At 63.2% G+C, this 24,024-nt stretch carries 23 protein-coding genes and 1 pseudogene; 13 read left to right on the plus strand and 11 right to left on the minus strand.

Annotation, left to right across the window (positions count from 1 at the left end):
- Positions 1 to 154 precede the first annotated feature (154 nt).
- Entirely contained in the window at positions 155 to 1,378 is a 1,224-nt protein-coding gene (locus KIT02_RS04310) for an MFS transporter (protein WP_297582681.1), read from the plus strand.
- Between the two features lie 5 nt (positions 1,379 to 1,383).
- On the opposite strand, the gene KIT02_RS04315 is transcribed toward KIT02_RS04310, so the two are convergent.
- Positions 1,384 to 2,733: an MFS transporter gene (locus tag KIT02_RS04315; RefSeq protein WP_297582684.1), complete on the minus strand. Its 1,350-nt coding sequence runs from the start codon at positions 2,731 to 2,733 to the stop codon at positions 1,384 to 1,386.
- Positions 2,734 to 2,939: 206 nt separating this feature from the next.
- A complete protein-coding gene (locus tag KIT02_RS04320; protein WP_297582686.1) occupies positions 2,940 to 3,416 on the minus strand; it encodes a hypothetical protein in 477 nt (158 codons plus the stop codon).
- Positions 3,417 to 3,580: 164 nt separating this feature from the next.
- Between KIT02_RS04320 and KIT02_RS04325 the strand changes: the two are divergent.
- A pseudogene (locus KIT02_RS04325) lies at positions 3,581 to 3,691 on the plus strand (DUF2934 domain-containing protein); the annotation flags it as partial.
- Positions 3,692 to 3,766: 75 nt separating this feature from the next.
- Here the strand turns inward: KIT02_RS04325 and KIT02_RS04330 are convergent.
- The gene (locus KIT02_RS04330) at positions 3,767 to 3,985 is read right to left on the minus strand and encodes a hypothetical protein (protein ID WP_297582689.1); all 219 of its coding nucleotides are present in this window, start codon (positions 3,983 to 3,985) and stop codon (positions 3,767 to 3,769) included.
- Between the two features lie 196 nt (positions 3,986 to 4,181).
- Between KIT02_RS04330 and KIT02_RS04335 the strand changes: the two genes are divergently transcribed.
- The gene (locus tag KIT02_RS04335) at positions 4,182 to 4,766 is read left to right on the plus strand and encodes a 5'-methylthioadenosine/S-adenosylhomocysteine nucleosidase (RefSeq protein ID WP_297582692.1); all 585 of its coding nucleotides are present in this window, start codon (positions 4,182 to 4,184) and stop codon (positions 4,764 to 4,766) included.
- A 25-nt stretch (positions 4,767 to 4,791) separates the two neighbouring features.
- Here the strand turns inward: KIT02_RS04335 and KIT02_RS04340 are convergent, their stop codons facing one another.
- Entirely contained in the window at positions 4,792 to 5,169 is a 378-nt protein-coding gene (locus tag KIT02_RS04340; RefSeq protein WP_297582695.1) for a DoxX family protein, read from the minus strand.
- Positions 5,170 to 5,410: 241 nt separating this feature from the next.
- Here KIT02_RS04340 and rimO point away from each other — a divergent pair, with 241 nt between their 5' ends.
- Entirely contained in the window at positions 5,411 to 6,736 is a 1,326-nt protein-coding gene (rimO, locus tag KIT02_RS04345; RefSeq protein ID WP_297582698.1) for a 30S ribosomal protein S12 methylthiotransferase RimO, read from the plus strand.
- A 1,677-nt stretch (positions 6,737 to 8,413) separates the two neighbouring features.
- On the opposite strand, the gene KIT02_RS04350 is transcribed toward rimO, so the two are convergent.
- Positions 8,414 to 9,328 (minus strand): esterase, encoded by a 915-nt coding sequence (locus KIT02_RS04350; protein WP_297582700.1) that lies wholly within the window; start codon positions 9,326 to 9,328, stop codon positions 8,414 to 8,416.
- Between the two features lie 131 nt (positions 9,329 to 9,459).
- Between KIT02_RS04350 and KIT02_RS04355 the strand changes: the two genes are divergently transcribed.
- From KIT02_RS04355 to folK, 8 genes are all read left to right on the plus strand, one after another.
- Positions 9,460 to 11,229: an SLC13 family permease gene (locus KIT02_RS04355; RefSeq protein ID WP_297582703.1), complete on the plus strand. Its 1,770-nt coding sequence runs from the start codon at positions 9,460 to 9,462 to the stop codon at positions 11,227 to 11,229.
- A 98-nt stretch (positions 11,230 to 11,327) separates the two neighbouring features.
- Positions 11,328 to 11,579: a GlsB/YeaQ/YmgE family stress response membrane protein gene (locus KIT02_RS04360; protein ID WP_297582705.1), complete on the plus strand. Its 252-nt coding sequence runs from the start codon at positions 11,328 to 11,330 to the stop codon at positions 11,577 to 11,579.
- 196 nt (positions 11,580 to 11,775) lie between these two features.
- A complete protein-coding gene (gene cysP / locus KIT02_RS04365; protein ID WP_297582707.1) occupies positions 11,776 to 12,774 on the plus strand; it encodes a thiosulfate ABC transporter substrate-binding protein CysP in 999 nt (332 codons plus the stop codon).
- Positions 12,775 to 12,981: 207 nt separating this feature from the next.
- Positions 12,982 to 13,818 carry a sulfate ABC transporter permease subunit CysT gene (cysT, locus tag KIT02_RS04370; RefSeq protein ID WP_297582709.1) on the plus strand — a complete coding sequence of 279 codons (837 nt, stop codon included), beginning with the start codon at positions 12,982 to 12,984 and terminating at the stop codon, positions 13,816 to 13,818.
- A complete protein-coding gene (cysW, locus tag KIT02_RS04375) occupies positions 13,818 to 14,627 on the plus strand; it encodes a sulfate ABC transporter permease subunit CysW (protein ID WP_297582711.1) in 810 nt (269 codons plus the stop codon). The genes cysT and cysW overlap by 1 nt, the downstream gene beginning before the upstream one ends.
- A 348-nt stretch (positions 14,628 to 14,975) precedes the next feature.
- Complete coding sequence (folP, locus tag KIT02_RS04380) at positions 14,976 to 15,827, plus strand: dihydropteroate synthase (protein ID WP_297582713.1); 852 nt, start codon at positions 14,976 to 14,978, stop codon at positions 15,825 to 15,827.
- Between the two features lie 132 nt (positions 15,828 to 15,959).
- Positions 15,960 to 16,343, plus strand: coding sequence for a dihydroneopterin aldolase (gene folB, locus KIT02_RS04385; protein ID WP_297582716.1), 384 nt, complete (start codon positions 15,960 to 15,962; stop codon positions 16,341 to 16,343).
- Positions 16,343 to 16,798, plus strand: coding sequence for a 2-amino-4-hydroxy-6-hydroxymethyldihydropteridine diphosphokinase (gene folK, locus KIT02_RS04390; protein WP_297582719.1), 456 nt, complete (start codon positions 16,343 to 16,345; stop codon positions 16,796 to 16,798). Before folB ends, folK begins: the two co-directional genes overlap by 1 nt.
- 5 nt (positions 16,799 to 16,803) lie before the next feature.
- Here folK and KIT02_RS04395 read toward each other — a convergent pair whose 3' ends face one another.
- The 6 genes from KIT02_RS04395 to KIT02_RS04420 all read right to left on the minus strand — a co-directional run bounded on the left by KIT02_RS04395 (position 16,804) and on the right by KIT02_RS04420 (position 22,502).
- The gene (locus tag KIT02_RS04395; RefSeq protein ID WP_297582722.1) at positions 16,804 to 17,586 is read right to left on the minus strand and encodes an ATP12 family protein; all 783 of its coding nucleotides are present in this window, start codon (positions 17,584 to 17,586) and stop codon (positions 16,804 to 16,806) included.
- 1 nt (position 17,587) lies between these two features.
- Complete coding sequence (locus tag KIT02_RS04400) at positions 17,588 to 18,253, minus strand: HAD-IA family hydrolase (RefSeq protein WP_297582724.1); 666 nt, start codon at positions 18,251 to 18,253, stop codon at positions 17,588 to 17,590.
- Positions 18,250 to 19,239 carry an RluA family pseudouridine synthase gene (locus KIT02_RS04405; RefSeq protein ID WP_297582727.1) on the minus strand — a complete coding sequence of 330 codons (990 nt, stop codon included), beginning with the start codon at positions 19,237 to 19,239 and terminating at the stop codon, positions 18,250 to 18,252. The genes KIT02_RS04400 and KIT02_RS04405 overlap by 4 nt, the downstream gene beginning before the upstream one ends.
- Positions 19,236 to 19,616 (minus strand): fluoride efflux transporter CrcB, encoded by a 381-nt coding sequence (gene crcB / locus KIT02_RS04410; RefSeq protein WP_297582730.1) that lies wholly within the window; start codon positions 19,614 to 19,616, stop codon positions 19,236 to 19,238. The genes KIT02_RS04405 and crcB overlap by 4 nt, the downstream gene beginning before the upstream one ends.
- Before the next feature lie 3 nt (positions 19,617 to 19,619).
- Positions 19,620 to 20,942, minus strand: a complete 1,323-nt coding sequence (locus tag KIT02_RS04415) for a replication-associated recombination protein A (RefSeq protein WP_297582734.1) — start codon at positions 20,940 to 20,942, stop codon at positions 19,620 to 19,622.
- A 90-nt stretch (positions 20,943 to 21,032) separates the two neighbouring features.
- Positions 21,033 to 22,502, minus strand: a complete 1,470-nt coding sequence (locus tag KIT02_RS04420; RefSeq protein ID WP_297582736.1) for a Do family serine endopeptidase — start codon at positions 22,500 to 22,502, stop codon at positions 21,033 to 21,035.
- A 254-nt stretch (positions 22,503 to 22,756) separates the two neighbouring features.
- On the opposite strand from KIT02_RS04420, the gene KIT02_RS04425 reads away from it, so the two are divergent.
- On the plus strand, positions 22,757 to 23,935 hold the full coding sequence (locus tag KIT02_RS04425; RefSeq protein ID WP_297582739.1) for a hypothetical protein: 1,179 nt from the start codon (positions 22,757 to 22,759) through the stop codon (positions 23,933 to 23,935).
- Positions 23,936 to 24,024 lie beyond the last annotated feature (89 nt).

A 24,024-nucleotide genomic window follows, 5' to 3' on the forward strand; every position in this document is an offset into this window, starting at 1 on the left:
ACTGTTCGTTGACGCGCAGGGACCGGCCGCTTCCGGCCACTGGCGTGGACACCGTGCCTTCCTTCACCCGCCCGAACGCCCCGCCGCATGGTCATGTCGAATCGCGGGTACGTCGCACGTCGTGGAGGCAGGATGTCTGGAGGACCCTGGTGAAATGGAACGTCATTATGGTTGGGTGATCGTCGCCGCCGGTGCGGTGATAACGTGTTTGGCGATGGGCGCGATGTTTGCCCTCCCCGTCTATCTGCAGCCGATTGCCGACGAGACCGGCTGGAGCCGCGCCGGTATTTCCGGCGCCATGACCGTCGGCTTCATCGTCATGGGCATAGCCGGCTTCATCTGGGGCACGCTGACCGATCGCATCGGGGCGCGCCCTGTTGTGCTGATCGCCGCCGTCCTGCTGGGGCTGGGGCTGTTCATCGCCAGCCGCGCCACCGACCTGCTGATGTTTCAGTTTGCCTATGGCGGCCTGGTTGGCGCTTCCGGCGGCGCCTTCTTCGCGCCCCTGATCGCCACGACCCTGGGCTGGTTCGACAAGCACCGCAGCCTTGCCGTTTCCCTCGTGTCCCTGGGCGGCGGCATTGCCCCGATGACCATCACGCCCCTGGCGACCGTACTCATCGCCAGCTATGGCTGGCGCGCCGCCATGATGATGACGGCCATCGCCGCCGCCGCACTGATCATCCCGGCCGCCTTCCTCATCCGGCGGGCGCCGCAGGTCCTGGCCGAAGCGCCCAGCCCTGCGACTGACGTCGCGCCGGCCGAGCCGCGCCCATCAGGCCTGATGGCGATCTTCCGCAAGCCGCAATTCTTCATCCTGGCCGGGGTGTTCTTCCTCTGCTGCGCGGCCCATTCCGGCCCCATCTTCCATACGGTCAGTTATGCCATGCTCTGTGGCGCCTCGGCCCTCGCCGCCGCCAGCATCTATTCGGTGGAAGGCTTTGCCGGGCTCTTCGGCCGCGTCATCTTCGGGGTCATGGCCGACCGCATCGGCGTCAAGCGCGTCATCGTCGTCGGGCTGCTGCTGCAGGCCGCCGGCATCTATAGCTACATCTATGTCAGCGACCTGGCCCAGTTCTATGCGCTGGCCGTTGTGCTGGGCCTCGTCTATGGCGGCGTCATGCCACTCTACTCGGTCCTGGCGCGGGACTATTTCGGCCCCGGCGTCATGGGCACGGTCCTTGGCGGCATCACCATGACCTCCTCGATCGGCATGGCCTTTGGCCCTGTCGGCGGCGGCTGGCTCTATGACACCTACAGCGACTACCACTGGCTCTATGTGGCCTCGGCCGCCGTCGGTCTGGGTGCTGCCGCCCTGGCTCTGGCTTTCCCGCCAAAAACGACCGACACCGCGCCCACAGGCGCCGTGCCGGCCTGACACCCTCAGGCAGGGGTGGCGACAGCCGCCCCGCCCTCCCCGTCATCATCATTCTTGCCGCTGGCATAGGCCGCCGACAGATCCCGGTAGTAGCGGGAATTGAAGGCGATGATGGTGACGATGAAGCCGATCATCCCGGCCACGGTAAAGACCAGCGCCATGCCGCGATCCGGCCCGGTCCCGAACCAGCCGCCAATGGCATCGGCCCCGGCGCCGTCGGTCATGAAGGGAATGACCACGAACTGTGTCAGCGGCCCGATCATGAACGCGGTGAGCGGCGAAGCTGACTGCTCGATCGATTGGGCAAAGCCGAATACCCGGCCCTGGCGCTCCAGCGGCACCACCTTTTGCAGCGTCGTGTGTTCGGCTGCCTCGGCAAACGGCCCGAGGAACATCCAGACGAAACACCCTGCCGCCAGCAGCCAGATCGACGATTGCAGCGTGAACACGCAGCAGACCGCCCAGGTGATCAGGTTCACCGTGAGCAGGGTCTTGAGCGGGTTCTTGCCCAGCCCGGTCTTTGAAATGATGATGCCGCTGACAATGAAGGCAATCGACAGCACGCCGAACAACAGGCCCCAGACCTCAACCGCCACCAGCGACAGGCCATAGGCGTCGAGCAGCGCCATGAAGATGCCGCCGAGGAAATTGTTGAAGCAGGCAAAGAAGATCAGCGCAAACAGGCCCGGCACGGCCGCAATCACCCGGATGGTTCCGGCAATGTCGACGCGCTTGGGCTCGGCCGGCTCCTCCGGGCTCGGCACCACCCGCCCTTCGTCGATCTGCACAATGGTGAGGTGAACCAGCACCAGCACGCTGGCAGACAGCGCCATCACCAGCACGCCCAGCATTCCGGTATAGGCCACGAGGAACCCCGAGATCACCGAAGTGGTCAGAAAACCGATGCCGCTGACCATGCCGACGAGCCCATTGGCCTTGTCCCGGCGGTCCTCGGGAATGAGGATCGTCACCAGGGTCGGCAGCGCGATCGAGCGGATATTGCCCGCGATCACGCCCAGCATGATCAAGAGGATAAAGACCCAGAGATAGGGCCCATAGGGATCGGCAAAGGCCCCTTCCGGCTCCAACAGCAGCAGCGCCAGTCCCGCAGCATAGAAAATCCCCGATACCAGGCTCGAACCGAGCATCGCGGTCTTTTTGGCATTGTGGTCGACGATCGAGCCAAACCAGAAGCCGAACCCGGCCGTGAAGACCAGGAAAATGCCGGCAATCATGCCCGTTGCGAACACCGACTGGGTTTCGAGAAACACCCAGAATGTCACCGCAAACCACACGGTGAAGTTCGTCACATTGGCCACCAGGTTATTGGCCAGGATTTGATGAAAGGGCGTCATCGCGGCAATCCGATCATGGAAAAGGACTGGGACACACGCCGTCCCGAACATTTCGCGCAAGATAGCGCAACGGCACTGACAGTAAATGTCAGCACTCCCGATCCTGTGATCAGCACCTGATTTTTCTCGTCATGCATGGCAGGTCCACTCCGTGTTTACCTGCCCTTCTGACGAGTCAGCACCCTCCACTTCGACACGAAAACGCCCTACGGGCAGTCGCTCACCATCTTGGCCAGCACGTCATACGAGCCGGCCGCGGGAAACGAAAAGCTGCGCTCATAATAGGAAATGTCGATCCGGTCCTTGGCGAACGCCATGGCTTTCACCACACGGTCCACTCCATCAACCTCGAGACTGGAGGTATAGACCAGCAGTTCCCCGTCATGGTTGTCGAAGAACCCCGTCACCTCAAGCCCGCTACCGCCATCGATGGTGACGCGCATCACCCCGTCCTCGGCATAGCTGGTGCTCTCCTCGAAGTCCTCGCCGGTATAGACGATCAGGTCGATCGCGTCCGGATAGAGACTGTCGCAATAATATTGCAGTTCCAGGTCACCACTGAAATCAGTGGTCCAGGCCTTGTAGGCCGTGACCTCCTCGTCGCTGACATCGGTGAACGTCCATTCGGCGTGGGCCGAACTGGCCACCAGTGAAAAAACAGCCGCCAATAGCGCACGGTTCATGGAAATCCTCCTCTTGCTTGCCCCATCATTCCCGGAATTACCCCTGCCGTCACCCCCGGTTCAGGGTCCCGCATGGCGGCCATGCAGGGGGCCGGGTGCACAATTCAGCTTTCGTTAACCCTGCCGGCGCAGGCTCGGATCATCCAGTTCACGGGAGAAAACCGATGCACGAACAGATCCAGCAGCGCGCCTATGCACTCTGGGAGGCCGAGGGCCGTCCTGATGGCATGGATCAGTCATTCTGGTTCCGCGCCGTGAGCGAAATCGCGGCCGAAGCCGCAGCCCTCATCAAGCCCGTGCGCAAGCGCGCGCCCCGCGTCAAGAAGGCCGCCTGACAGCGGCGCCGCCCTCTACCAGATCTGCGGCCAGTAAAGATCGTCGGCATAGTCTGCGGGGATCACCGACATGGTGGCCAGCGCCCGGGCGGCGAAGTCGATCTGTTCGCATAATTGCACGATGCGGTCGGGCACCGGGCGCCCCGTGACATAGGCCCGCAACTGCCACTCATCGACACGGAGCATGGTCTTGCGGCGGCGGGCTTCCGCCTCCACCTGTGCGGGGCCGATCATGGTGCGCTGCACCCCCGATCTGTCCCGCGCCTCGCTCCACTCTCTAGAAGACCCGATCTCCGCGAACCGCATTTGCCTTTGTCCAGGGGCCAGCCGCCAAAGGGCGCGGCCCATAGTTCAATTTGTCACACGGCGGTTACCGAACCGGTAACGATCAGGCCTGTCAGCGGGGTTGAGCCGTGGTAGAACCGGCGCCATGACCATTCTCTATCTCATGGCCGCCGACGCGGAATACGGCCCGCATTTACGCTCGCGTATCAGCCCCGAAATCATCGGCGTCGGCCCGGTCGAAGCAGCCATTGCCACCACCCGCCTCCTGGAGGCCCGCCGCGAGGCTCTGCCCCGGCTCGTCGTCTCGCTCGGCTCGGCCGGGTCGCGCCGGCTGGCCCAGTGCGAGGTCTATCAGGCAACATCCGTCAGCTATCGGGATATGGACGCCTCCGCCTTCGGCTTCGTCAAAGGCGAAACACCCTTCCTCAACCTGCCGGCAAAGCTTCCCCTCGCCCCGCTGGTGCCTGGCCTCAAGCCGGCCTCGCTGTCCACGGGTGCCAATGTCGTCTCGGGCCAGGCCTATGACGCCCTTGCCGAGGACATGGTCGATATGGAGACCTATGCGGTGCTGCGCGCCTCTATGGGTTTTGGGGTTCCCGTGCTCGCCCTACGCGGCATCTCGGATGGCAAGGAGGATGCCACCCAACTCGCCGACTGGACGCAATATCTGCATATCGTCGACGAAAAGCTGGCCCAGGCCATAGACCTGGTCCAGCTTCATTGGCGTTAAGGCCCGGTCAGCCGGGCAAATGCGCTTACTTGCGGTTCACGGCCCATGCGCCCGGACCGGAAAACACCAGGTACAGGAACACGAAGCAGAACAGGATAGCCGCGTCGCCACCATTATTGGTGGGATAGAGGCTGCCCGGCGCATGAACCATCCAATAGGCCACGGCCATGGTGCCCGAGGCGATGAAGGCGGCGATGCGGCTGTAGAAACCGACCAGGATCAGCAGGCCACCGATGAGTTCGATGACGCCTGCGGCACCGAAAAGGCTCATCAGGGGCGGCTGCATTTCGGTGGCGGGGAAGCCGAACAGCTTCTGCGTGCCATGAAGAATGAACAGCAATGCGGCGACGATGCGCAGAACGGCCAGAGCCTGCGGCGCGTAAGCGGAGAGACGATCGGTCATGTGAGTTCCTTGAGACTGCGCCGGAATCGGCGTCGGAGCCGATATGGCTACCGGCAATTGCCTGGACAGAAAAATCGGCGAAATTTCGGATGCTCTGTTCGGCAGGTGGAAACATTCAAGTTCGCGTGTTCACCGCTCAGCACAGGTCAGCCCCGCCTGTCCGGAAGGGCAGTCACATTGCGTAACCGCCCGACTTTCTGTATGACGCGCCATCCACTCCAATTCTGGACCTTGCACGCGCATGAATCAGGCGCCCAAAATCGGCCTCGTCAGCCTCGGCTGCCCCAAGGCACTCGTCGATAGCGAACGCATCATGACCACGCTGCGGGCGCAGGGCTATTCGTTCAGCCGCGACTATGCCGGCGCCGACATCGTTCTCGTCAACACCTGCGGCTTCCTCGACAGCGCCAAGCAGGAAAGCCTTGAAGCCATCGGCGAGGCGCTCAACGAAAACGGCAAGGTCATCGTCACCGGCTGCCTGGGCGTCGAGGAAAACCTCATCCGCGAGACCCACCCCTCGGTCCTCGCCATCACCGGCCCGCATCAGTACGAAAGCGTCGTCTCGGCGGTGCATGACCACCTGCCGCCCGTACCCAACCGCTTCGTCGACCTGGTCCCGGAAAGCGGGCTCAAGCTGACCCCGCGTCACTACGCCTATCTGAAAATTTCCGAGGGCTGCAACAACCGTTGCTCCTTCTGCATCATTCCCCAGATCAGGGGCGATCTCGCCTCGCGCCCGGCCGCCGGCATCCTGTCCGAGGCCGAGGGCCTTATCCGCTCCGGCGTCAAGGAATTGCTGGTCATTTCCCAGGACACCAGCGCCTACGGCCTCGATATCAAATATGCGACCAGCAAATATCGCGGCCGCGAGGTGAAGGCCAAGTTCTACGATCTCGCCAAGGAACTGGGTGAACTCGGCGCTTGGGTGCGCCTGCACTATGTCTATCCCTATCCCCATGTCGATCCGGTCATGGAACTGATGGCCGAAGGCCTCGTCCTGCCCTATCTCGACATTCCCTTCCAGCACGCGTCTCCCAAGGTGCTCAAGGCCATGCGCCGCCCCGCGCATCAGGAAAAGACCCTCAACCGCATCCTCGACTGGAAGCGCCAGGTTCCGGACCTGACCGTGCGGTCCAACTTTATCGTCGGCTTCCCCGGCGAGACGGAAGAAGATTTCGAAATGCTGCTCGATTTCATCGAGGAGGCCGAAATCGACCGCGCCGGCTGCTTCAAATATGAGCCCGTCACCGGCGCCACCGCCAACGAACTCGAAGGCGTCGTGCCCGACGAGGTCAAGGAAGAGCGCTTCGCCCAGCTCATGGAGGTGTCGCAGAACGTCTCCTTCCACCAGCTGCAGAAAAAGGTCGGCCGCACCATCGACGTCATCGTCGATGACGTCCGCCCCGAACAGAACCGCGCCATCGCCCGCTCCAAGTGGGACGCGCCGGAAATCGACGGTCAGGTCATCATCGACAAGGCGACCAATATCAAGATCGGCGACATCGTCTCGGTGACCGTCACCGACAACGACGAATACGACCTCTTCGCCGAACCCGCATCAGCCTGACCGGCCTGTCTCAGACACGTACATTCCGGCCTGCCCCGATGTCATCCCGGCGCAGGCCGGGATCCATCTCCGGATTTCAGGACGAGCCCCGGCATCGCGCCAAATTGCCCACGCCCATCCCTCACACCACGCTGCCCTCGGGCCTGACCCGAGGGCCACCCTCCACCGTCGTGATCATTGCAGCAGGCCCTCGGATCAAGTCCGAGGGCAGCAAAAATGTCGGGGCTAGATGGTACTCCATTCACAACGAGTCCCGACCTGCTGAACCCCGTGCCCCTGCGCCCCCTCGCCCCTCCGAGGAGAGGGTAGCGTCGCCGGAAGCGAAGCGACCTGGCAAAGCTGGGGTGAGGGGCTTCGAACCGTCCCTATGGGCCAGCTGCTCCAGTGGAGCAGTTAGAGGTGAGGACATGAAGGCTGTGCCCGAAAGGTCGGCAGCCCTTTCCTCACCAGGCCCTTGCCTCACTACGCCCCTCGCGCACCACGCCCATCCCCCACACCACGCTGCCCTCGGGCCTGACCCGAGGGCCACCCTCCACCATCGTGTTCATTGCAGCAGGCCCTCGGATCAAGTCCGAGGGCAGCAAAAATGTCGGGGCTAGATGGTACTCCATTCACAACGAGTCCCGACCTGCTGAACCCCGTGCCCCTGCGCCCCCTCGCCCCTCCGGGGAGAGGGTAGCGTCGCCGGAAGCGAAGCGACCTGGCAAAGCTGGGGTGAGGGGCTTCGAACCGTCCCTATGGGCCAACTGCTCCAGTGGAACAGTTAGAGGTGAGGACAGGAAGGCTGTGCCCGAAAGGTCGGCAGCCCTTTCCTCACCAGGCCCTTTCCTCACTACGCCCCTCGCGCACCACGCCCATCCCCCACACCACGCTGCCCTCGGGCCTGACCCGAGGGCCAGCCTCCACCATCGTGTTCATTGCAGCAGGCCCTCGGATCAAGTCCGAGGGCAGCGCAAATGTCGGGGCAAGATGGTACTCCATTCACAAGGAGTCCTGACCTGCTGAACCCCGTGCCCCTGCGCCCCCTCGCCCCTCCGGGGAGAGGGTAGCGACGCCGGAAGCGAAGCGACCTGGCAGAGCTGGGGTGAGGGGCTTCGAACCGTCCCTATGGGCCAGCTGCTCCAGTGGAGCAGTTAGAGGTGAGGCGGCCATGAAGGCTGCGCCTGAATCGCTGGCAACACTCTTCTCAACGCGCGCTCACCGCGCCCATCCCCACACCACGCTGCCCTCGGGCCTGACCCGAGAGCCACCCTCCACCATCGTGTTCATTGCAGCAGGCCCTCGGATCAAGTCCGAGGGCAGCAAAAATGTCGGGGCTAGATGGTACTCCATTCACAAGGAGTCCTGACCTGTTGAACCCGTGCCCCTGCGCCCCCTCGCCCCTCCGGGGAGAGGGTAGCGTCGCCGGAAGCGCAGCGACCTGGCAAAGCTGGGGTGAGGGGCTTCGAACCGTCCCTATGGGCCAGATGCTCCAGTGGAGCAGTTGGAGGTGAGGCGGCCATGAAGGCTGCGCCTGAATGGCTGGCAACACTCTTCTCAACGCGCGCGCACCACGCCCATCCCCCACACCACGCTGCCCTCGGGCCCGACCCGAGGGCCACCCTCCACCATCGTGATTGTTGCAACAGGCCCTCGGATCAAGTCCGAGGGCAGCACAAATGCGGGAACCACAGACCCCTACCGCGCGAACGCCGCGAACGGGTTGTCATGAGTCAGCCGCGTAATGGTCGCCTCATCCACACCCGCCCGCCGCAGCGCCGGGAGGAAGCTGTCGACCAGATGAGTATAGGGCATGGGCGTCCCGCCGCCCGGTTTGGCCGGGTCGTACCAGCCCCGGTCGTGGCTGAGCAGCAGCCGCTCGCCCTGCCCTGCCTCCAGCGCCCGCGTCACCAGCGCCAGAACCTCTGCATCGGGTGCCCGCCCGACATGGTCGAATTCGATCCACGCGCCCCGGTCATACACGGCCCTGTGCAGCCCGAAATCCTGCTCTTGCTGCGTATGAATTGACAGGAACCGGCTTGCCGATCCCCCTTCGTCCGCGATGATATCGAGCTGGTCGAGCACCACGCGCCCCTTGATCGTATGCGATCCGATCAACGCCCCAGTCGCGGCCGAGGCGCGTGCCGCCGCCCGCAATATCCGCGCTTCGAGCGGCGTGATCCCGTCATCTCCGGCGCTGATCTTGATCCAGGCGGCCACGACACCCGTCGTCCCCACGCCCTTTGTCAGTTCCTTCACCATCCAACGCTCGAGTTCGTCGGCGCTGGCCTCACGCACCCAGTCCGGTATCCACGGCTCCCGGTAATTCCCCGTCGGCACCACGATCGGCAGGCCCGTCGCCCGCGACACGGCCAGGTCGATATCCACGCGCAGCCCGACCCCGCCCGTCGAACATTCAACCAGTGCCGTCACGCCCTGCGCCTTGATCGCCTCGATCTGCGGCGCCATTAGCCGCACCACGTCGGCGGCATCCGCCTGTGCATAGCCCGGCTGGTCCGGGGTCCTGAGGTCGACGAACACATGTTCATGGGGCAGGATCAGTCCGAGCTGCCCCCGCTCATAGGGGCCAAGTGTGGTATGCAGGGTTTTCATGCGCGTTCTCCCATGGCCACCATGCGCCCAACCGAGACCTCGGTGCAAATCCGGCGTCAGAAATAAATCCTTGCCCGACGCCACCATCTTCCCGACAAGCGCGTTGTGATGGTTCACCCTCGGAGTCCCCGATGACACTTCAGCAGATCCTCGCCTTTCTTGTCATCGCCGGCATGATGGTTGCCTTTATCTCCGGTCGCTGGCGTTATGATCTGGTGGCCGTCTGCGCCCTTCTCACCGGCCTGCTTCTGGGCATCGTCCCCACGGAGAACGCCTTTTCGGGCTTTTCCAACGATATCGTCATCATTGTCGGCAGCGCGCTGGTGGTCAGCGCCGCCGTCGCGCGCTCCGGCATCATGGAACTGGCCATCCGGCGCTATGCCCCCAATCTGACCAGCCCGCGCCTGCAGTTGATCGTGCTCGTCACCATCGTCACCGTCCTGTCGGCCTTCGTGAAAAACATCGGCGCCCTCGCCATCATGATGCCCATCGCCTTCCAGATGGCGCGTAAATCAGGCGTCTCGCCCTCGATGTTCCTCATGCCCATGGCCTTCGGCTCCCTGCTTGGCGGGCTGATGACCCAGATCGGCACCTCGCCCAATATCATCGTTTCCGGCGTGCGCCAGGAGCTGACCGGCACCGCCTTCACCATGTTCGACTTCACCCCCGTCGGCGCCATCCTCGCCGCTGTCGGCATCGTCTTCCTGGCCCTGTTCTATTGGCTGCTGCCGGAGCGCGAGCGCACCAGTGTCGGCATGGATAAAGCCATTGAAATCAAGAATTACACGACAGAAGCTCATGTCGGACACGAAAGTTCGGCTATCGGCATGACCGTGGGCGAACTGCAGGCCATCACCGATGGCGCCGCGATGATCACCGGTATTGTCAGCGCCGCCGGCGGTCGCCGCACGCCATTCCCCGACGCAACCCTGCGATCCGGCGATATCCTCCTGATCGAAGGCGAACCCGAGGCCCTCGACAAAATGGTCAGCCAGTCCGGCCTGTCCTTCGCGTCGCGGCGCGGCGGCGCGGCCAAGGACAGCGGCAATGTCGGGGTCATCGAAGCCATTGTCGGCGAGAGTTCGGCCCTCATCGGCGCCAGCGCCCAGGAATTGACCCTGTTCGATCGCACGGGCCTCAATATTCTCGCCATTTCCCGCCGCGACCAGCGCTTCACCGAGCGCTTGGGACAAATCCGCTTCCAGAACGGCGACGTCATCCTGCTGCAGGGCCATCTGCAGCGCATTCCGGAACTACTGCGCGAATGGGATTGCCTGCCGCTGGTCGAGCGCGGGCTAAAGCTGGGCAGCGTCCGCAACGGCCTGCTTCCGCTGTCCATCCTGCTCATCGCCATGGCGGCAACTGCGTTCGGCATCATTCCCGTAGCCCCCGCCTTTTTCGCCGCGGCCGGGCTGATGATCGTCACCCGCGCCCTGCCCCTGCGCGATGTCTATACCCAGATCGATGGGCCCATCCTGGTCATGCTCGCCTGCCTGATCCCGGTCAGCGAAAGCCTGCAGCAGACCGGCGCCACCGATCTCGTCGCCAACTGGCTGACCGTCACCGCCTCCACCCTGCCCGGCTGGGGCGCGCTCGCCCTCATCATGCTGGCGGCAATGGCGGTCACGCCTTTCCTCAACAATGCCGCGACCGTTCTGGTCATGGCCCCCATCGCTGCCGCCTTCGCAACGGGTCTCGGCTATAGCCCCGAAGCCTTCCTGATGGCCGTGGCCATCGGCGCCGGCTGCGATTTCCTCACGCCCATCGGCCACCAGAGCAATACCCTGGTCATGGCGCCGGGCGGCTACCGCTTCGGCGATTATTGGCGCCTCGGCCTGCCCCTGTCGATCCTGGTGGTGCTGGTCGGCGTACCCGCCCTCATGATCGTCTGGCCCTTCTGATCGCTGCCCTCTTCAGCAGCCCGAACCGTTCTTGCGTTTTCCGTCCACTGTGAGACGCTGGTCCTGTCGATAGACTCAGTTTGCGAGGAGGAAGCATTATGGGTTTTGACGGAGTAGGCTGGCTTGCGGCCATTCTGATTGGTGGACTTGCGGGCTGGCTCGCCAGCCGGTTCATGAATTCGGGTGGCGGCGTGCTGATGAATGTCCTTCTGGGCATTGTCGGCGCTATTGTCGCCAGCCTGATTTTCGGCCTGCTGGGCATTTCGTTCGGCGGCTGGCTCGGCTACCTGATCGCAGGCTTCCTCGGCGCCTGCATCATCATCGCGATCGCCCGCGCTGTAAGGCGCTAAATCCTGCCGGCTGCCCCCGGGCAGCCGGTGACCCGCCGGAAGGAATTGGCGTCAGACCGGCAGACCGCGCAACGTCTTTTCAGGCGCCCCAAGCCTCGTAAATTACTCATCCGAAGCAAGCATTTAGCGCTTTACGCGGCGCTCACGGCCATCGCATCACGTCTCAACTCGACTGAACCGATGGAATTGCGTCGTCATGAATAAACTCTTCGTTTCCGCAGTGGCCGGCCTCGCCCTCCTGTCCACCCCGGCCCTGGCCCAGCCCACCGACATCCTCAACGCCTCCTACGACATCGCCCGTGAATTGTTCGAGGCCGAGAACGGCGCTTTCATCCCCGCCTATGAGGCCGCCAATGGCGTGGCTGTCACCGTCAACCAGTCCCATGCCGGCTCCTCGACGCAGGCCAGGGCCATCCTCGAAGGCCTGCAGGCCGACGTCGTCACCTTCAATCAGGTGACCGATATCGAAAAGCTGGTCGAGGGCGGCTTTGTGTCCGACGACTGGCAGGGCGAATTCCCCAACAATGCCTCGCCCTTCTATTCGCTGCCGGCCTTCCTCGTGCGCGCCGGCAACCCCAAGAACATCGCCGGCTGGGCCGATCTGGCCCGCGACGACGTTGCGGTGATCTTCCCCAATCCTAAGACCTCGGGCAATGCGCGCTACACCTATCTGGCTGCCCGCGCCTGGGCCAATGAAGAGTTCGGTGGCGATCAGGACAAGGTGGCCGAATACCTCACCCAGGTCTTCCTCAACGTGCCTGTCTTCGAGACCGGCGGCCGCGGCGCCACCACTGCCTTTACCGAGCGCCAGCTTGGCGACGTCCTCATCACCTTCGAGGCCGAAGTGCTCAGCGCCGTCGACCTGCTGGGCGCCGACCAGTATCAGGCGGTAGTCCCCTCGGTGAGCCTTCTGGCCGAGTTCCCCGTCGCCATCGTCGACAAGGTCGTCGACAATCGCGGCAGCCGCGATCTGGCCAAGGCCTATCTCGATTTCATCTACTCGACCGATGGCCAGCGCATTGCCGCCGAGCGCAATCACCGGGTGAACGACGAGACAGTGGCCACCGAGTTCACCGATCGCTTCCCTGAAGTGCGCCTCGTCACCGTCGAAGACGCCTTTGGCGGCTGGGCAAAGGTCTCCGAAGAGCATTTCGCCGAAGGCGGCCTGCTCGATCAGGTTTTTGTCAACCAGTAGCCCAAGGCATCTGGAGCCGAGGCTCCTGCACTCCCTCCCCTTGATGGGGAGGGTAGCGCAGCTAGGCCGCAGGCCATAGCGAAGCTGGGGTGGGGTGACTGGGACGCGCGGACCGTGCCCCTACCCACCCCTCTCTCGTTCCCTCCCCATCAAGGGGAGGGATGCGCAAAAATCGAGACGTCAGCCGCCAAGACGCCGGAGCCAGCCATGCCCAGAGCGCGCAGCAAGCATCTGCTTCCAGGTTTCGGCCTGACCATGGGGGTGTCCCTGTTCTACATCACCCTCATCATCCTGCTGCCGATTGCCGCCATGCTGCTCAAACTGGCCGGCATGGGTCTGCCGGAGTTCTGGCGCATCATTTCCTCGCGCCGCGCCCTCGCCGCCTATCAGATCACCTTCACCTCGGCCCTTTATGCCACGCTGATCAATGGCGTGGTCGGCCTGCTCTTCGCCTGGGTGCTCACCCGCTACCGTTTTCCCGGCCGGCGCATTCTCGACGCGCTGGTCGACCTGCCCTTCGCCCTGCCCACGGCCGTTGCCGGCCTGGTGCTCGTCACCCTGTTCGCCAATACCGGCTGGTATGGCCAGTTTCTCGAGCCCAATGGTCTCAAGGTGAACTACACCCAGCTCGGCATTGTTGCCGCCATGGCCTTCACTTCCATTCCCTTCGTCGTCCGCTCCGTGCAGCCCGTGCTCGAAGATCTCGACGAAAGCCTCGAAGCTGCCGCCCGCACCCTGGGCGCGAGCTCATGGCAAACCTTCACCCGCGTCATCTGGCCGGCCATCCTTCCCGCCTTCATCGGCGGCTGCGTGCTGTCCTTCGCGCGCTCGCTGGGAGAGTTTGGTGCCGTGGTCTTCATCGCCGGCAACCTGCCGGGCGTCACCGAAATCGTGCCGCTGCTGATCTATATCCGGCTCGACGAATACAATTACGAGGCCGCGGCTGCCCTCGCCTTCGTGCTGCTGCTCGTCGCCTTCCTCACACTGGTCGCCACCAATGCCCTGGCAGCGTGGCAGACGCGCTATGCGGACAGGAGCGCCTGATGGCCCGCCCTGCCCGCTCCATCGGTGAACTTGCGCTGATCGCCCTGGCACTCGTCCTGGCCATCGTCATCCTTGTCGTGCCCCTGGCGCTTATCTTCTCCTTCGCCCTGCGCGAAGGCTTCGGCACTTACCTCGCCAACATCATCGAGCCCAACACCCTGCACGCCGTCTGGCTGACTGTAATGACGGCGCTCATCGTCGTTCCCATCAACCTGACGGTCGGCGCCGCCCTTGCCTGGCTGGTGACCCGGTTCCGCTTTCGCGGCCGGCAATTGCTGATCAGCTTCATCGAACTGCCCGCCTCCATGAGCCCCATCGTCGCCGGGGTGGTCTATCTGTTCCTCTATGGCGGCCAGGGCCTGCTCGGCCCCACGCTGCAGGCCAACAACCTCCAGGTCATGTTCACGCCATTGGCCATCGTCCTCGTGAGCCTCTTTGTCACTGCGCCCTTTGCCGCCCGCGAACTCATTCCCCTGATGAGCCAGCAGGGCACCGAAGACGAGGAAGCCGCCCTCTCGCTGGGCGCCAATGGCTGGCAGATGTTCTGGCACGTGACCCTACCCAATATCTCCTGGGCCCTGCTCTACGGCGCCATCCTGACCAATGCCCGCGTCATGGGCGAGTTTGGCGCCGTCTCGGTTGTCTCCGGCGCCATTCGCGGCCAGACCAATACCCTGCCCCTCCAGATCAACCTGCTCTTCAACGACTTCAACACCACCGGCGCTTTCGCCGCCGCCTCGACCCTAACCCTGATCGCCATTGTCACCCTGGTGCTGAAATCGCTCCTCGAGGCCCGCCGCCACGGCTAGCGTCGACGCTTGTTGGGTGGGGCACCACCTCCCCCTCCCAAGGGGGAGGTAGCAGAGCTTGGTTGCGGAGCAACCTGGCGTCGCTAGGAGGGGGTGAGGATCAAGCAGCCCCATTGGCGAGCGCGCCAACTTCACCCTCCCCCTTGTGGGGAGGGTAGCGAAGCTAGGCCGCCAGGCCATAGCGTAGCTAGGGAGGGGGTAAACTCACCACCCACCCTTCGTCACGCCGGGCTTGACCAGAGGGCTCTTTACTTCCTAATGGCAACCCAAGCGCCCCCCTCGAGTAAAGCCGGAGGATGCCCACCGTGGCAGTTCGGGGCCCAAGCTGCCGGACCCATCGGAGCCGCCATGCACACCAGCCACACCATTCGCCTGCGCAACCGCCCCCCGCTTGTGCTCGGCCGCCGGGCCCTGGTCATGGGCATCCTCAATGTCACCCCAGACAGTTTTTCCGATGGCGGCACCCACAATCGCGTCGACGCTGCCCTCGCCCAGGCCCGCAGAATGCTCGACGAGGGGGCGGACATCATCGATATCGGCGGCGAGAGCACCAGGCCGGGTGCTGAGCCGGTCCCCGTCCAGGAGGAACTGGACCGCGTCCTGCCGGTTATCGACGCCATCCGTGCCGCCGGGATTTCGGCTCCCATCTCCATCGACACCATGAAGCCCCTTGTGGCGCATCAGGCGATCGAGGCCGGCGCGGATATCATCAACGACGTCAATGGGCTGCAGGGCGCCCCCGAAATGGCCGAGATTGCGGCGATCATGGATGTGCCTGTCATCGCCATGCACTGGGACCGCGACTGGAGCGCAGAAACCGATCCCATGCCGTCCATGATCACCTGGTTCAAGCACACGCTGTCTATCGCCTCCAATGCCGGCATCGACCCGCGCCGCGTCATCCTCGACCCCGGTTTCGGCTTCACCAAAACCCTGAATCAAAACTACAGCATTCTCCGGCAACTCCCTGACCTCGCAGGCACTTTCCCGAACAATGCAATTCTGGTGGGCACCTCGCGAAAATCCATGATCGGAAAGATACTGGACAATCAGCCGGCCGAGCGCCTGGCTGGCACCATTGCGACCACCGTGCAGGGCTACGAGCATGGCGGCCACATATTTCGCGTTCACGACGTTGCGCCCAACCGCGACGCCCTTCGCGTCGCCGAAGCAACCATGTATGGTCCGACCGAACAATGATGGCGCGAGACCTTTGCGCGACGGAGCGGCCTCTTCACTGACAGTCACCCCGGCGAAGGCCGCCCCAACCCCGGGTCATTCCCGCGAAAGCGGGAACCCCCGTTTCCTCCTCAATGAAGCCAGGAGCGTCTCATGACCGCACCCTTCACCGGCGACCGTATCATCCTCAACGATCTTGGGTTTTACGGCTATCACGGCCTGTTCAGCGAGGAAGCCAAGCTGGGGCAGCGCTTCCTGATCGACCTGCAATGCGGGGTGGACCTCTCCGCCCCCGCCAGGACCGACGAGATCGGCAAGACGGTCTCCTATGCCGACATCTACGATGTGGTGAAAGCCACCTTCGAAGGCCAGCGGACCAAGCTCATCGAGGCCCTGGCCCAGAACATCGCGACGGCCCTGTTCGCCGCCTTCGCTGATATCGACTGGATCATCGTCCGTGTCCGCAAGCCCGAAGCGCCGATTGCCATGGTGCGGGGCGAAGCCGCCGTCGAACTCCACCGCGTGAGGCCGCAGTGATGGCCACGGCCTGGCTCAGCCTCGGCGCCAATATCGGCGATCCGGCCGCGCAGCTCGCAGACGCCATCGACCGCCTCGACACTCACGCGCAGATAGCCGTCACCGCGCAATCGGCAGTCATCCGCACCCCCGCCTGGGGCAAGACCGATCAGCCCGATTTCGCCAATATGGCCGCGACGGTCGAAACCAGCCTGGCGCCGGTTGACCTGCTGCACGTCTGCCTCGACATCGAACGGGAAATGGGCCGAGTGCGCCACGAAGTCTGGGGCCCGCGCCTCATAGATATCGACATCATCGCCTATGAGCGGCTGGAAGTGGAATCCGCCAAGCTGGTGTTACCACACCGGTTTGCGCATGAACGTGACTTCGTTCTCTTGCCATTGCGGGAAATTTCGCCTGAAACCGCCGACTGGATCATTCACAGGGCACAGTCGCAAACGCTAGCAATGCGCTAACCAAATCACCCCTGGCGCAGGGCTTCCATCAGGCGCACGGCCGTGTCGAACTCGACCCGGCGCTTCGCCCGCCGCTCGCTGGCCTCTTCGTCCTCACCCCACTGCCGGATCTGGAAATCTTCGTCCAGATGCGCCGCCGTCCACACGTCATCGGCGGTCAGCAGCTTGTTGTAGAGCGCAATGGTCAGCAGTCCAGATCCGGTCAACCCGGTCAAGGAAACAAGCGCCGTCAGCAGATGCAGCCCTAGACCGTCGAGCGATTTATCGAGTTTTTGCAAGGTGTTATCGGGCTGCGCCTGATGCAGGATGCCAATGGTCGGCTGGAAGGCCACCTCGAAATGGCGTGCCAGCTTGACCAGCGCCCCGTCCCAGATCCGGTCCTGTTCGGCGACCAGTTCCTGGGGAGAATCGGCCCGGTAGAGCAGGAGGTCATTGCCGGCGAATTTGATGATCTCGGCCCGGAAAGCCGGGATCAGTTCATCGCCGCTCTCCACCGCCGAATTGACCAGACGCACCATGGGCATGGTGCCAGGATCGATGAACTCACCCTGCCCGGCCCACTCGGCAGCCATCGCCTGGGCGGTATCAAGTGCTTCTACCAAAACGGGAATTTTCTTCCCCGGGGTCCGGACCTGCCGCCCATCCAGCGTCACCGCAAACCCGTTTTCGAGGCGTGCCACGTCCACCTGCTTGTAAAACCGCTTGGGCAATTCCACCCGGTTCAGATGCTGTGCCCGACCATAGCCATCGTCCCGATGCCGGTGTGCTTCTTCAAGCTGATCACGCATGTCAGGTCTCCAGAACCGTGTCGATCGCCGCAGGCAGGTCGGCATAGGCGCTGACAAGAATGTCTGCACCCGCCCCGGTCAACTCATTCGCGTGGTGATAACCCCATGTAACGCCAATGGTTTTCGTGCCCGCGGCTTTGCCCATTTCCATGTCGAAAGTCGTATCGCCAATGATAACCGTCCGCTCCCTCCGGGCGCCGGTCTCGGCCATCGCCCGCTCCATCATGGCCGGATGCGGCTTGGATGGATTGTGGTCCGGCGTCTGCAGCGTCGAGAAAAACTGCGCAATATCATGCAGTTGCGTCAGGCGATGCACGCCGGCAAGCCCCTTGCCGGTGGCGATGCCAAGGACGATATCGTCCCTCGCAGCCAGTTCGACAATCGCCTCCCGCGCCCCGGGAAACAGGCCTTCCCGGCCCTCTGCAGCCACCAGCGAAGCGCGGTAGTGGGCCCGATAGGCCGTGGCCAGTTTCTCAGCCAGAGCCACGTCATCCGTGCCCAAAAGGCGCAGCATGGCCTGCGGCAGGCTAAGGCCGATGATCCGCCGCACCCGCTCCGGCGAAGGCGCACTCAGCCCGGCTTCCGAAAAGGTCGTCGCCATATGCTCGGCGATCAGTGACGCCGTGTCGATCAGCGTCCCGTCCATGTCGAACATGATCAGCTTCATGCGCCGTCCTCGGGATCGGTATTTTGCGCATCATAGCGGTCCGCATCAAAGCCCAATGCATCCCAGCTTTCGCGCATATGCGGCGGTAAAGGCGCTGAAATATCGAGCCTTTTTCCATTGCGCAGGGGCAGCGCAATGCGGCGGGCATGCAGATGCAGCCCCTCGCCCAGGCCTGGCGCCGGCTGCCAGTTCTCGATGTTGAAATAGCGCGGATCGCCGATGATCGGCGTCCCCAACTGCGCCATGTGCACGCGCAACTGGTGCGTGCGGCCGGTTACCGGCTTCAGCGTCACCCATGCGAAACGCCGGCTGGCCGTATCGGTGGTTGAGTAATAGCTGGAGGAGTGAACGGCCCCATGCGCCCCATTGCGCACCACGACCATCTGTTCGCCATCGGTCGTCTGCTGCTTGGCGAGGAAACAGGAAATCTCACCCTGACGCGGCGTCGGATTACCCGCCACCAGGGCCCAATAGATCTTGCGGGCAGAACGCGAACGGAACACCGAACCAAAATGCTTGGCGGCGGCGGCTGTCTTGGCGACAACCAGGCAGCCCGAGGTGTCGCGATCAAGCCGGTGCACCAGGCGCGGCGCCTCGCCCTGCTTGTTCGGCAGGTTCTTCAACAGCCCGTCCATGTGCCGCACCGTGCCGCTACCACCCTGCACGGCCAGGCCATGCGGCTTGTTGAAGACATAGAGATCGTCGTCCTCGTAGAGGATGATGTCCTTGAGAAAGCGGACGTCCTGCTCATTGACCTTGAACGGGCGAACGGTGTCGGCGTCATCGATCGGCGGAATGCGGACAATCTGCCCTTCGTTGAGGCGCGTACTGGTCTGCACCTTGGCCTTGTCGACCCGCACCTCGCCGTTTCGAATGAGCTTTTGCAGGCGACCGAAGCCCAGTTGCGGGTAATGCCGGGCGAACCAGCGGTCGAGGCGCACGCCATCATCATCCGCCGCCACTTCACGATGTTGAACGCCACTCATGCCGCACCTCTGGTTATCAGCAGACCGAGATATAGGCCGGCAAGGCAAATCACAACGGACATGCCGATATAGAATAGCGCTTGCGCCAGTTCGCCGCGCTCAATCAGAACAATCGTGTCGAGCGAAAAGGACGAGAAGGTTGTGAACCCACCCAAAAGCCCCACGGCAACGAAGAGCCTGATTTCGTAGGCCATTTGGGGCATCGTCCGCGCCAGAAGGCCGATCAGGACGCCCATGAAAAAGGAACCTGCGATATTGACCACCAGTGTTGCCAGTGGAAAGCCGGTCGACCATGCGCGGCCGATCAGGCTGGAAATGCCGTAGCGGGCAGCAGCACCGAGGGCGCCACCCAAGCCCACCAACAGATATGCCTGCATGTTCTAGTCCCCTGACCCATCACCATTTTTGGCCGCCCGCAGCCGCGCGAAATAGTCCATTCGCTTGCGCAGATCCCGCTCAAAACCCCGCTCAACCGGGTGGTAGAAGTCCTGCCGGCCGATTTTCTCGGGGAAGTATTCCTGGCCCGAAAAGGCCTCGGGCGTGTCGTGGTCGTAGATATAGCCCTCGCCATAGCCCTGCCCCTTCATCATCTTCGTCGGCGCATTGAGGATGACCATGGGAGGGGTGGGCGAGCCCGTGGATTTGGCGACCGACACCGCCGCCTTGTAGGCGGTATAGACCGCGTTCGATTTGGGCGCGAGCGCCAGATACACCACGACCTGCGCCAGCGACAACTCGCCCTCGGGCGACCCCAGCATCTGATAGGCGTCGCGCCCGGCAATAGCGAGTTGCAGCGCCTGCGGATCGGCCAGGCCGACATCCTCGGACGCCATGCGAATGAGGCGCCGGGCAAGGAACAGCGGATCCTCGCCCGCATCAAGCATACGCGCGAAATAGTAGAGCGCCGCATCCGGGTCCGAACCCCGAATGGTCTTGTGCAGCGCCGAGATCAGATTGTAGTGCCCATCCTGTGCCTTGTCGTAGATCGGCGCCCGGCGCTGAACGACAGTTAGGAGGCTCGTGGCATCCAGCGTTTCGTCAGGCTGTGCCGAAGCCAGGATTTCCTCGACCAGCCCCAACAGAGCCCGCCCGTCGCCATCTGCGAGCCCAAGCAGCGTTTCGCGCGCGCCCTCTTCTAGCGGCAGCGAGGCGCCCAACAGCTCTTCCGCCCGCCCCAGGAGATTTTCGAGATCGTCCCGCCCCAGCGACTCGAACCGCAACACCTGGCTGCGCGACAGCAGGGCCGCATTGAGCTCGAATGACGGGTTCTCGGTGGTGGCGCCAACCAGAACAACAGTTCCGTCCTCCATGACCGGCAGGAAACTGTCCTGCTGCGCCCGGTTGAACCGATGGATTTCGTCGACAAACAGAAGCGTCCGGTGGCCGGACAACCGCTCGAACCGCGCCTTCTCGAACACCTTTTTGAGGTCAGCAACACCGGAAAAGATCGCCGATATCTGCTCGAACCGGTAGCCGATCTGGTCCGCCAAAAGCCTCGCCACCGTGGTCTTGCCCGTCCCCGGCGGACCCCACAGGATAAGGGAGCCCAGCCGGCCGGAAGCCAGCATCCGGCGCAAGGTACCGCCCTCGCCGAGCAGATGGGTCTGCCCAATAACCTCGTCGAGCCCACGGGGCCGCAACTGGTCGGCTAGCGGACGGGCCTTGTCGGTTTCCGTGGGATCGGCGGCGAAGAGGTCGGACATGGCAGGGTTTTAGCCCATTGCAATCGAGTTTCGTAGCGTTTCCGACAGATCACACTGGGAAATCCCCCGGGACCGGCAGCGCTGGGCAAACTATCCGCTGACAATGGCCCGGCTGACCCGGCCTCCGCGTTGCAGGATGATCTGCCAGGTCTGGACGCGTTGACTGGCGAGGTCCGAAAACGAGGAGGCGTCCCGCGTCTCTGTCCCGTTCAACGACAGGATGACATCGTCAACGCGCAGCCCCATGGCCTGGGCCGGGGAATTCGGCTCGATCGCGGTGACGATCACGCCTGCGGCGTCATAAGGCAGGCCTTTGGCCTCGCTGAGGGCCGCATCGAGCTGGCGAACGGTAACGCCGGCAAAACGGGTGTCGCCGCTGATCGACGCAATGGCGCCATCTATCGGGCGGGGCGCCGCTTCTACGGCAAAGGAGACGGTATCCTGGCTGTTGCCGCGCTGCCGAACCAGTTCTGCCTGCGACCCGAGGGGCCTCGTTGCCAGGCGGAAATTGAAGGCGCTGGGATCATCCACCGGCATGCCGTCAACCGAGAGGATAACATCTCCCGATTGAAATCCGGCGCGTTCGGCCGGCCCGGCCGGCGCGACTTCGGTGATCATGGCGCCATGCGGGGCCGCCATGCCAAGGCTCGAAGCGATATCGGGAGTTACGGCCTGCAGTTTGGCCCCGAACCACGGCCGCACGATCTCCCCACCTGTCACCCCGGCATCCGCCACCAGCCGCGCCATATTGGCCGGAATGGCGAAGCCGATGCCGACCGACCCGCCCGACTGAGAATAGATGGCCGTATTGATGCCGACGAGGTGGCCGGACAGGTCGACAAGGGCCCCGCCGGAATTGCCCGGGTTGATGGCCGCGTCGGTCTGGATGAAGAATTCGTAGTCCGAGGCTTCCACACCCGTCCGCGCCAGCGCGGAGACGATGCCGCTGGTGACGGTCTGTCCCACGCCAAAGGGGTTGCCGATCGCCAGGACCAGGTCGCCGACCTCGAGTTGGTCGCTATCGGCAAAGGTGATCGCCGGAAACGTCACCGATCCGGGTTCGCGGACCCGCAAGACGGCAAGATCGGTCTGCTGATCCTCGACCACCAGATCAACGGCAAATTCGCGACCATCATTGAGCGCGATCCGGATATCGGTGGCACCATTGATGACATGACTGTTGGTCAGGATCACGCCGCTTCCCTCAACGATGACCCCCGACCCGAGCGACTGCGATTCACGCGGCCGGGTCTGAAAATAGCGATCACCGAAAAACCGGGAGAAAAACGGGTCATTGGCAAAGGGCGAGGCGGCCTGCTGCTCGATACGCGTGGCATAGACATTGACCACTGAAGGCGACACGGCCCTGACGACCGGTGCAAAACTGAGCTGCACCTGTGCATCGGATTGCGGCACCACGCGTTCCGTCTCAATAGGCGGGTCCAGATCGGCCTGTGCAACCGGCGGCGCGGTGCCGCTCCAGGAGGAGACGGCGAGGCTGCCGCCCAATGCCAGAATGACGAGAGCAGCCGCAGAAAACATCAGCTTGCGCAAGGACATGACCATCTCTTTGGATTCAATTTATGAACAGGAACCTGCCCTATGGACGCGGCGAGCAAAACGCCCGGAATCTGTCATGAAAATGACGCGTGGTTATAGTTGCTGCTACGATGAAATAAACGTTTGCGTGAGGGGGCCGACGGCCCTATATGCAGCGCTCACTTTTGACATTTCCGGATAGCGGCGGGGGAGCCAAAGCCCAAGGAAATGCAAGACCCTCAACGTCCCTCCAGCCCCGAAAGGCCTGTTGTCCAATGACCGACGAGCCGAAGACAGTCTATGCCAATACGTCTGCGCTGATTGCCGCGGAGACGCCGGACTTTCCGAGCTTCCTGTTCTCCGAAAAGGAGTTCCACAGGGCCATCCGGGTGTTCAAGAAGGGCTTCGACGGGCTGCTGACCTATGCGGTCAAGTGTAATCCCTCTCCCCATATCATTGCCCAGCTGCACGCCGAGGGCCTCAAGGCCTTTGACGTCGCTTCCAATATGGAAATGGAACTCGTGCGCGACTACGCGCCCGGCGCGGTGATGCACTACAACAATCCGATCAAGAACAAGCGCGAGATCGAGCGCGCTTATGAAGAGTTCGGCGTCCGCAGCTTCACCATCGACCATCCCCAGCAGCTCGACCAGCTTGCCGCAGTTGTGTCGCCCAGCCGCGATGTCGAGGTGACCACCCGTTTCAAGGCCGGCAAGGCGCTGAAGTCCTACGATTTCGGCATCAAGTTCGGCGTCATGGAACAGGGCGCCGCGGAGATCGTCACTGCCGTCGAAAAGATGGGCTACACGCCAAGCCTGTGCTTCCACGTCGGCAGCCAGTGCGAGGACGCCTATGCCTATGAACGGCACATCGCGGCGGCAGCCCGCATCGTCGAGGAAGCCGGGATCGAGCTCAAGCGGCTCAATATCGGCGGCGGCTACCCTGCGCCCTACCCGACCAGCGAAGCCCCGCCGATGGACTACTATTTCGAAACCATCAGCGCCGCAGTCGAAGAGCATTTCGGCAAGAAGAAGCCCGAGCTGATCATCGAGCCTGGCCGGGCGCTGGTGACGTCTTCCACCTCCCTGCTATTGCGCGTCAAGCATCAGCGCGGCGGCCAGGCCGTTTACGTCAATGACGGGGCCTATGGCGCACTGATGGAAGTGAAGTTCATGCACTTCACCCCCCCGGTCCGGGTCTGGCGCGGCCCGCGCCTGCATGACAATGACGGCGAGTTCAGCGAATTCACGCTCTGGGGCCCCACCTGCGATAGCTATGACGTGCTGCCCCAGGTCTTCACCCTGCCCTCGGACATTGATGAGGACGACTGGATCGAGTTCGGCCTGATGGGCGCCTATACCCAGGCCTCGCTGACCCCGTTCAACGGCTTCATCCGCCGCGACCAGTACTGGGTCGAGGACGTTTATACCGGCAAGGATCTCGCGCCGGAATAAGGCTGAACACCTGCCAGCCCCCCTCCTGACCTCCCCCTGATAGGGGGAGGAACTCAGCCCGTGGTCGGGCAATATTTGCGTCACCAGCT

The sequence above is a fragment of the Devosia sp. genome (assembly GCF_025809055.1).
GTDB lineage: Bacteria > Pseudomonadota > Alphaproteobacteria > Rhizobiales > Devosiaceae > Devosia.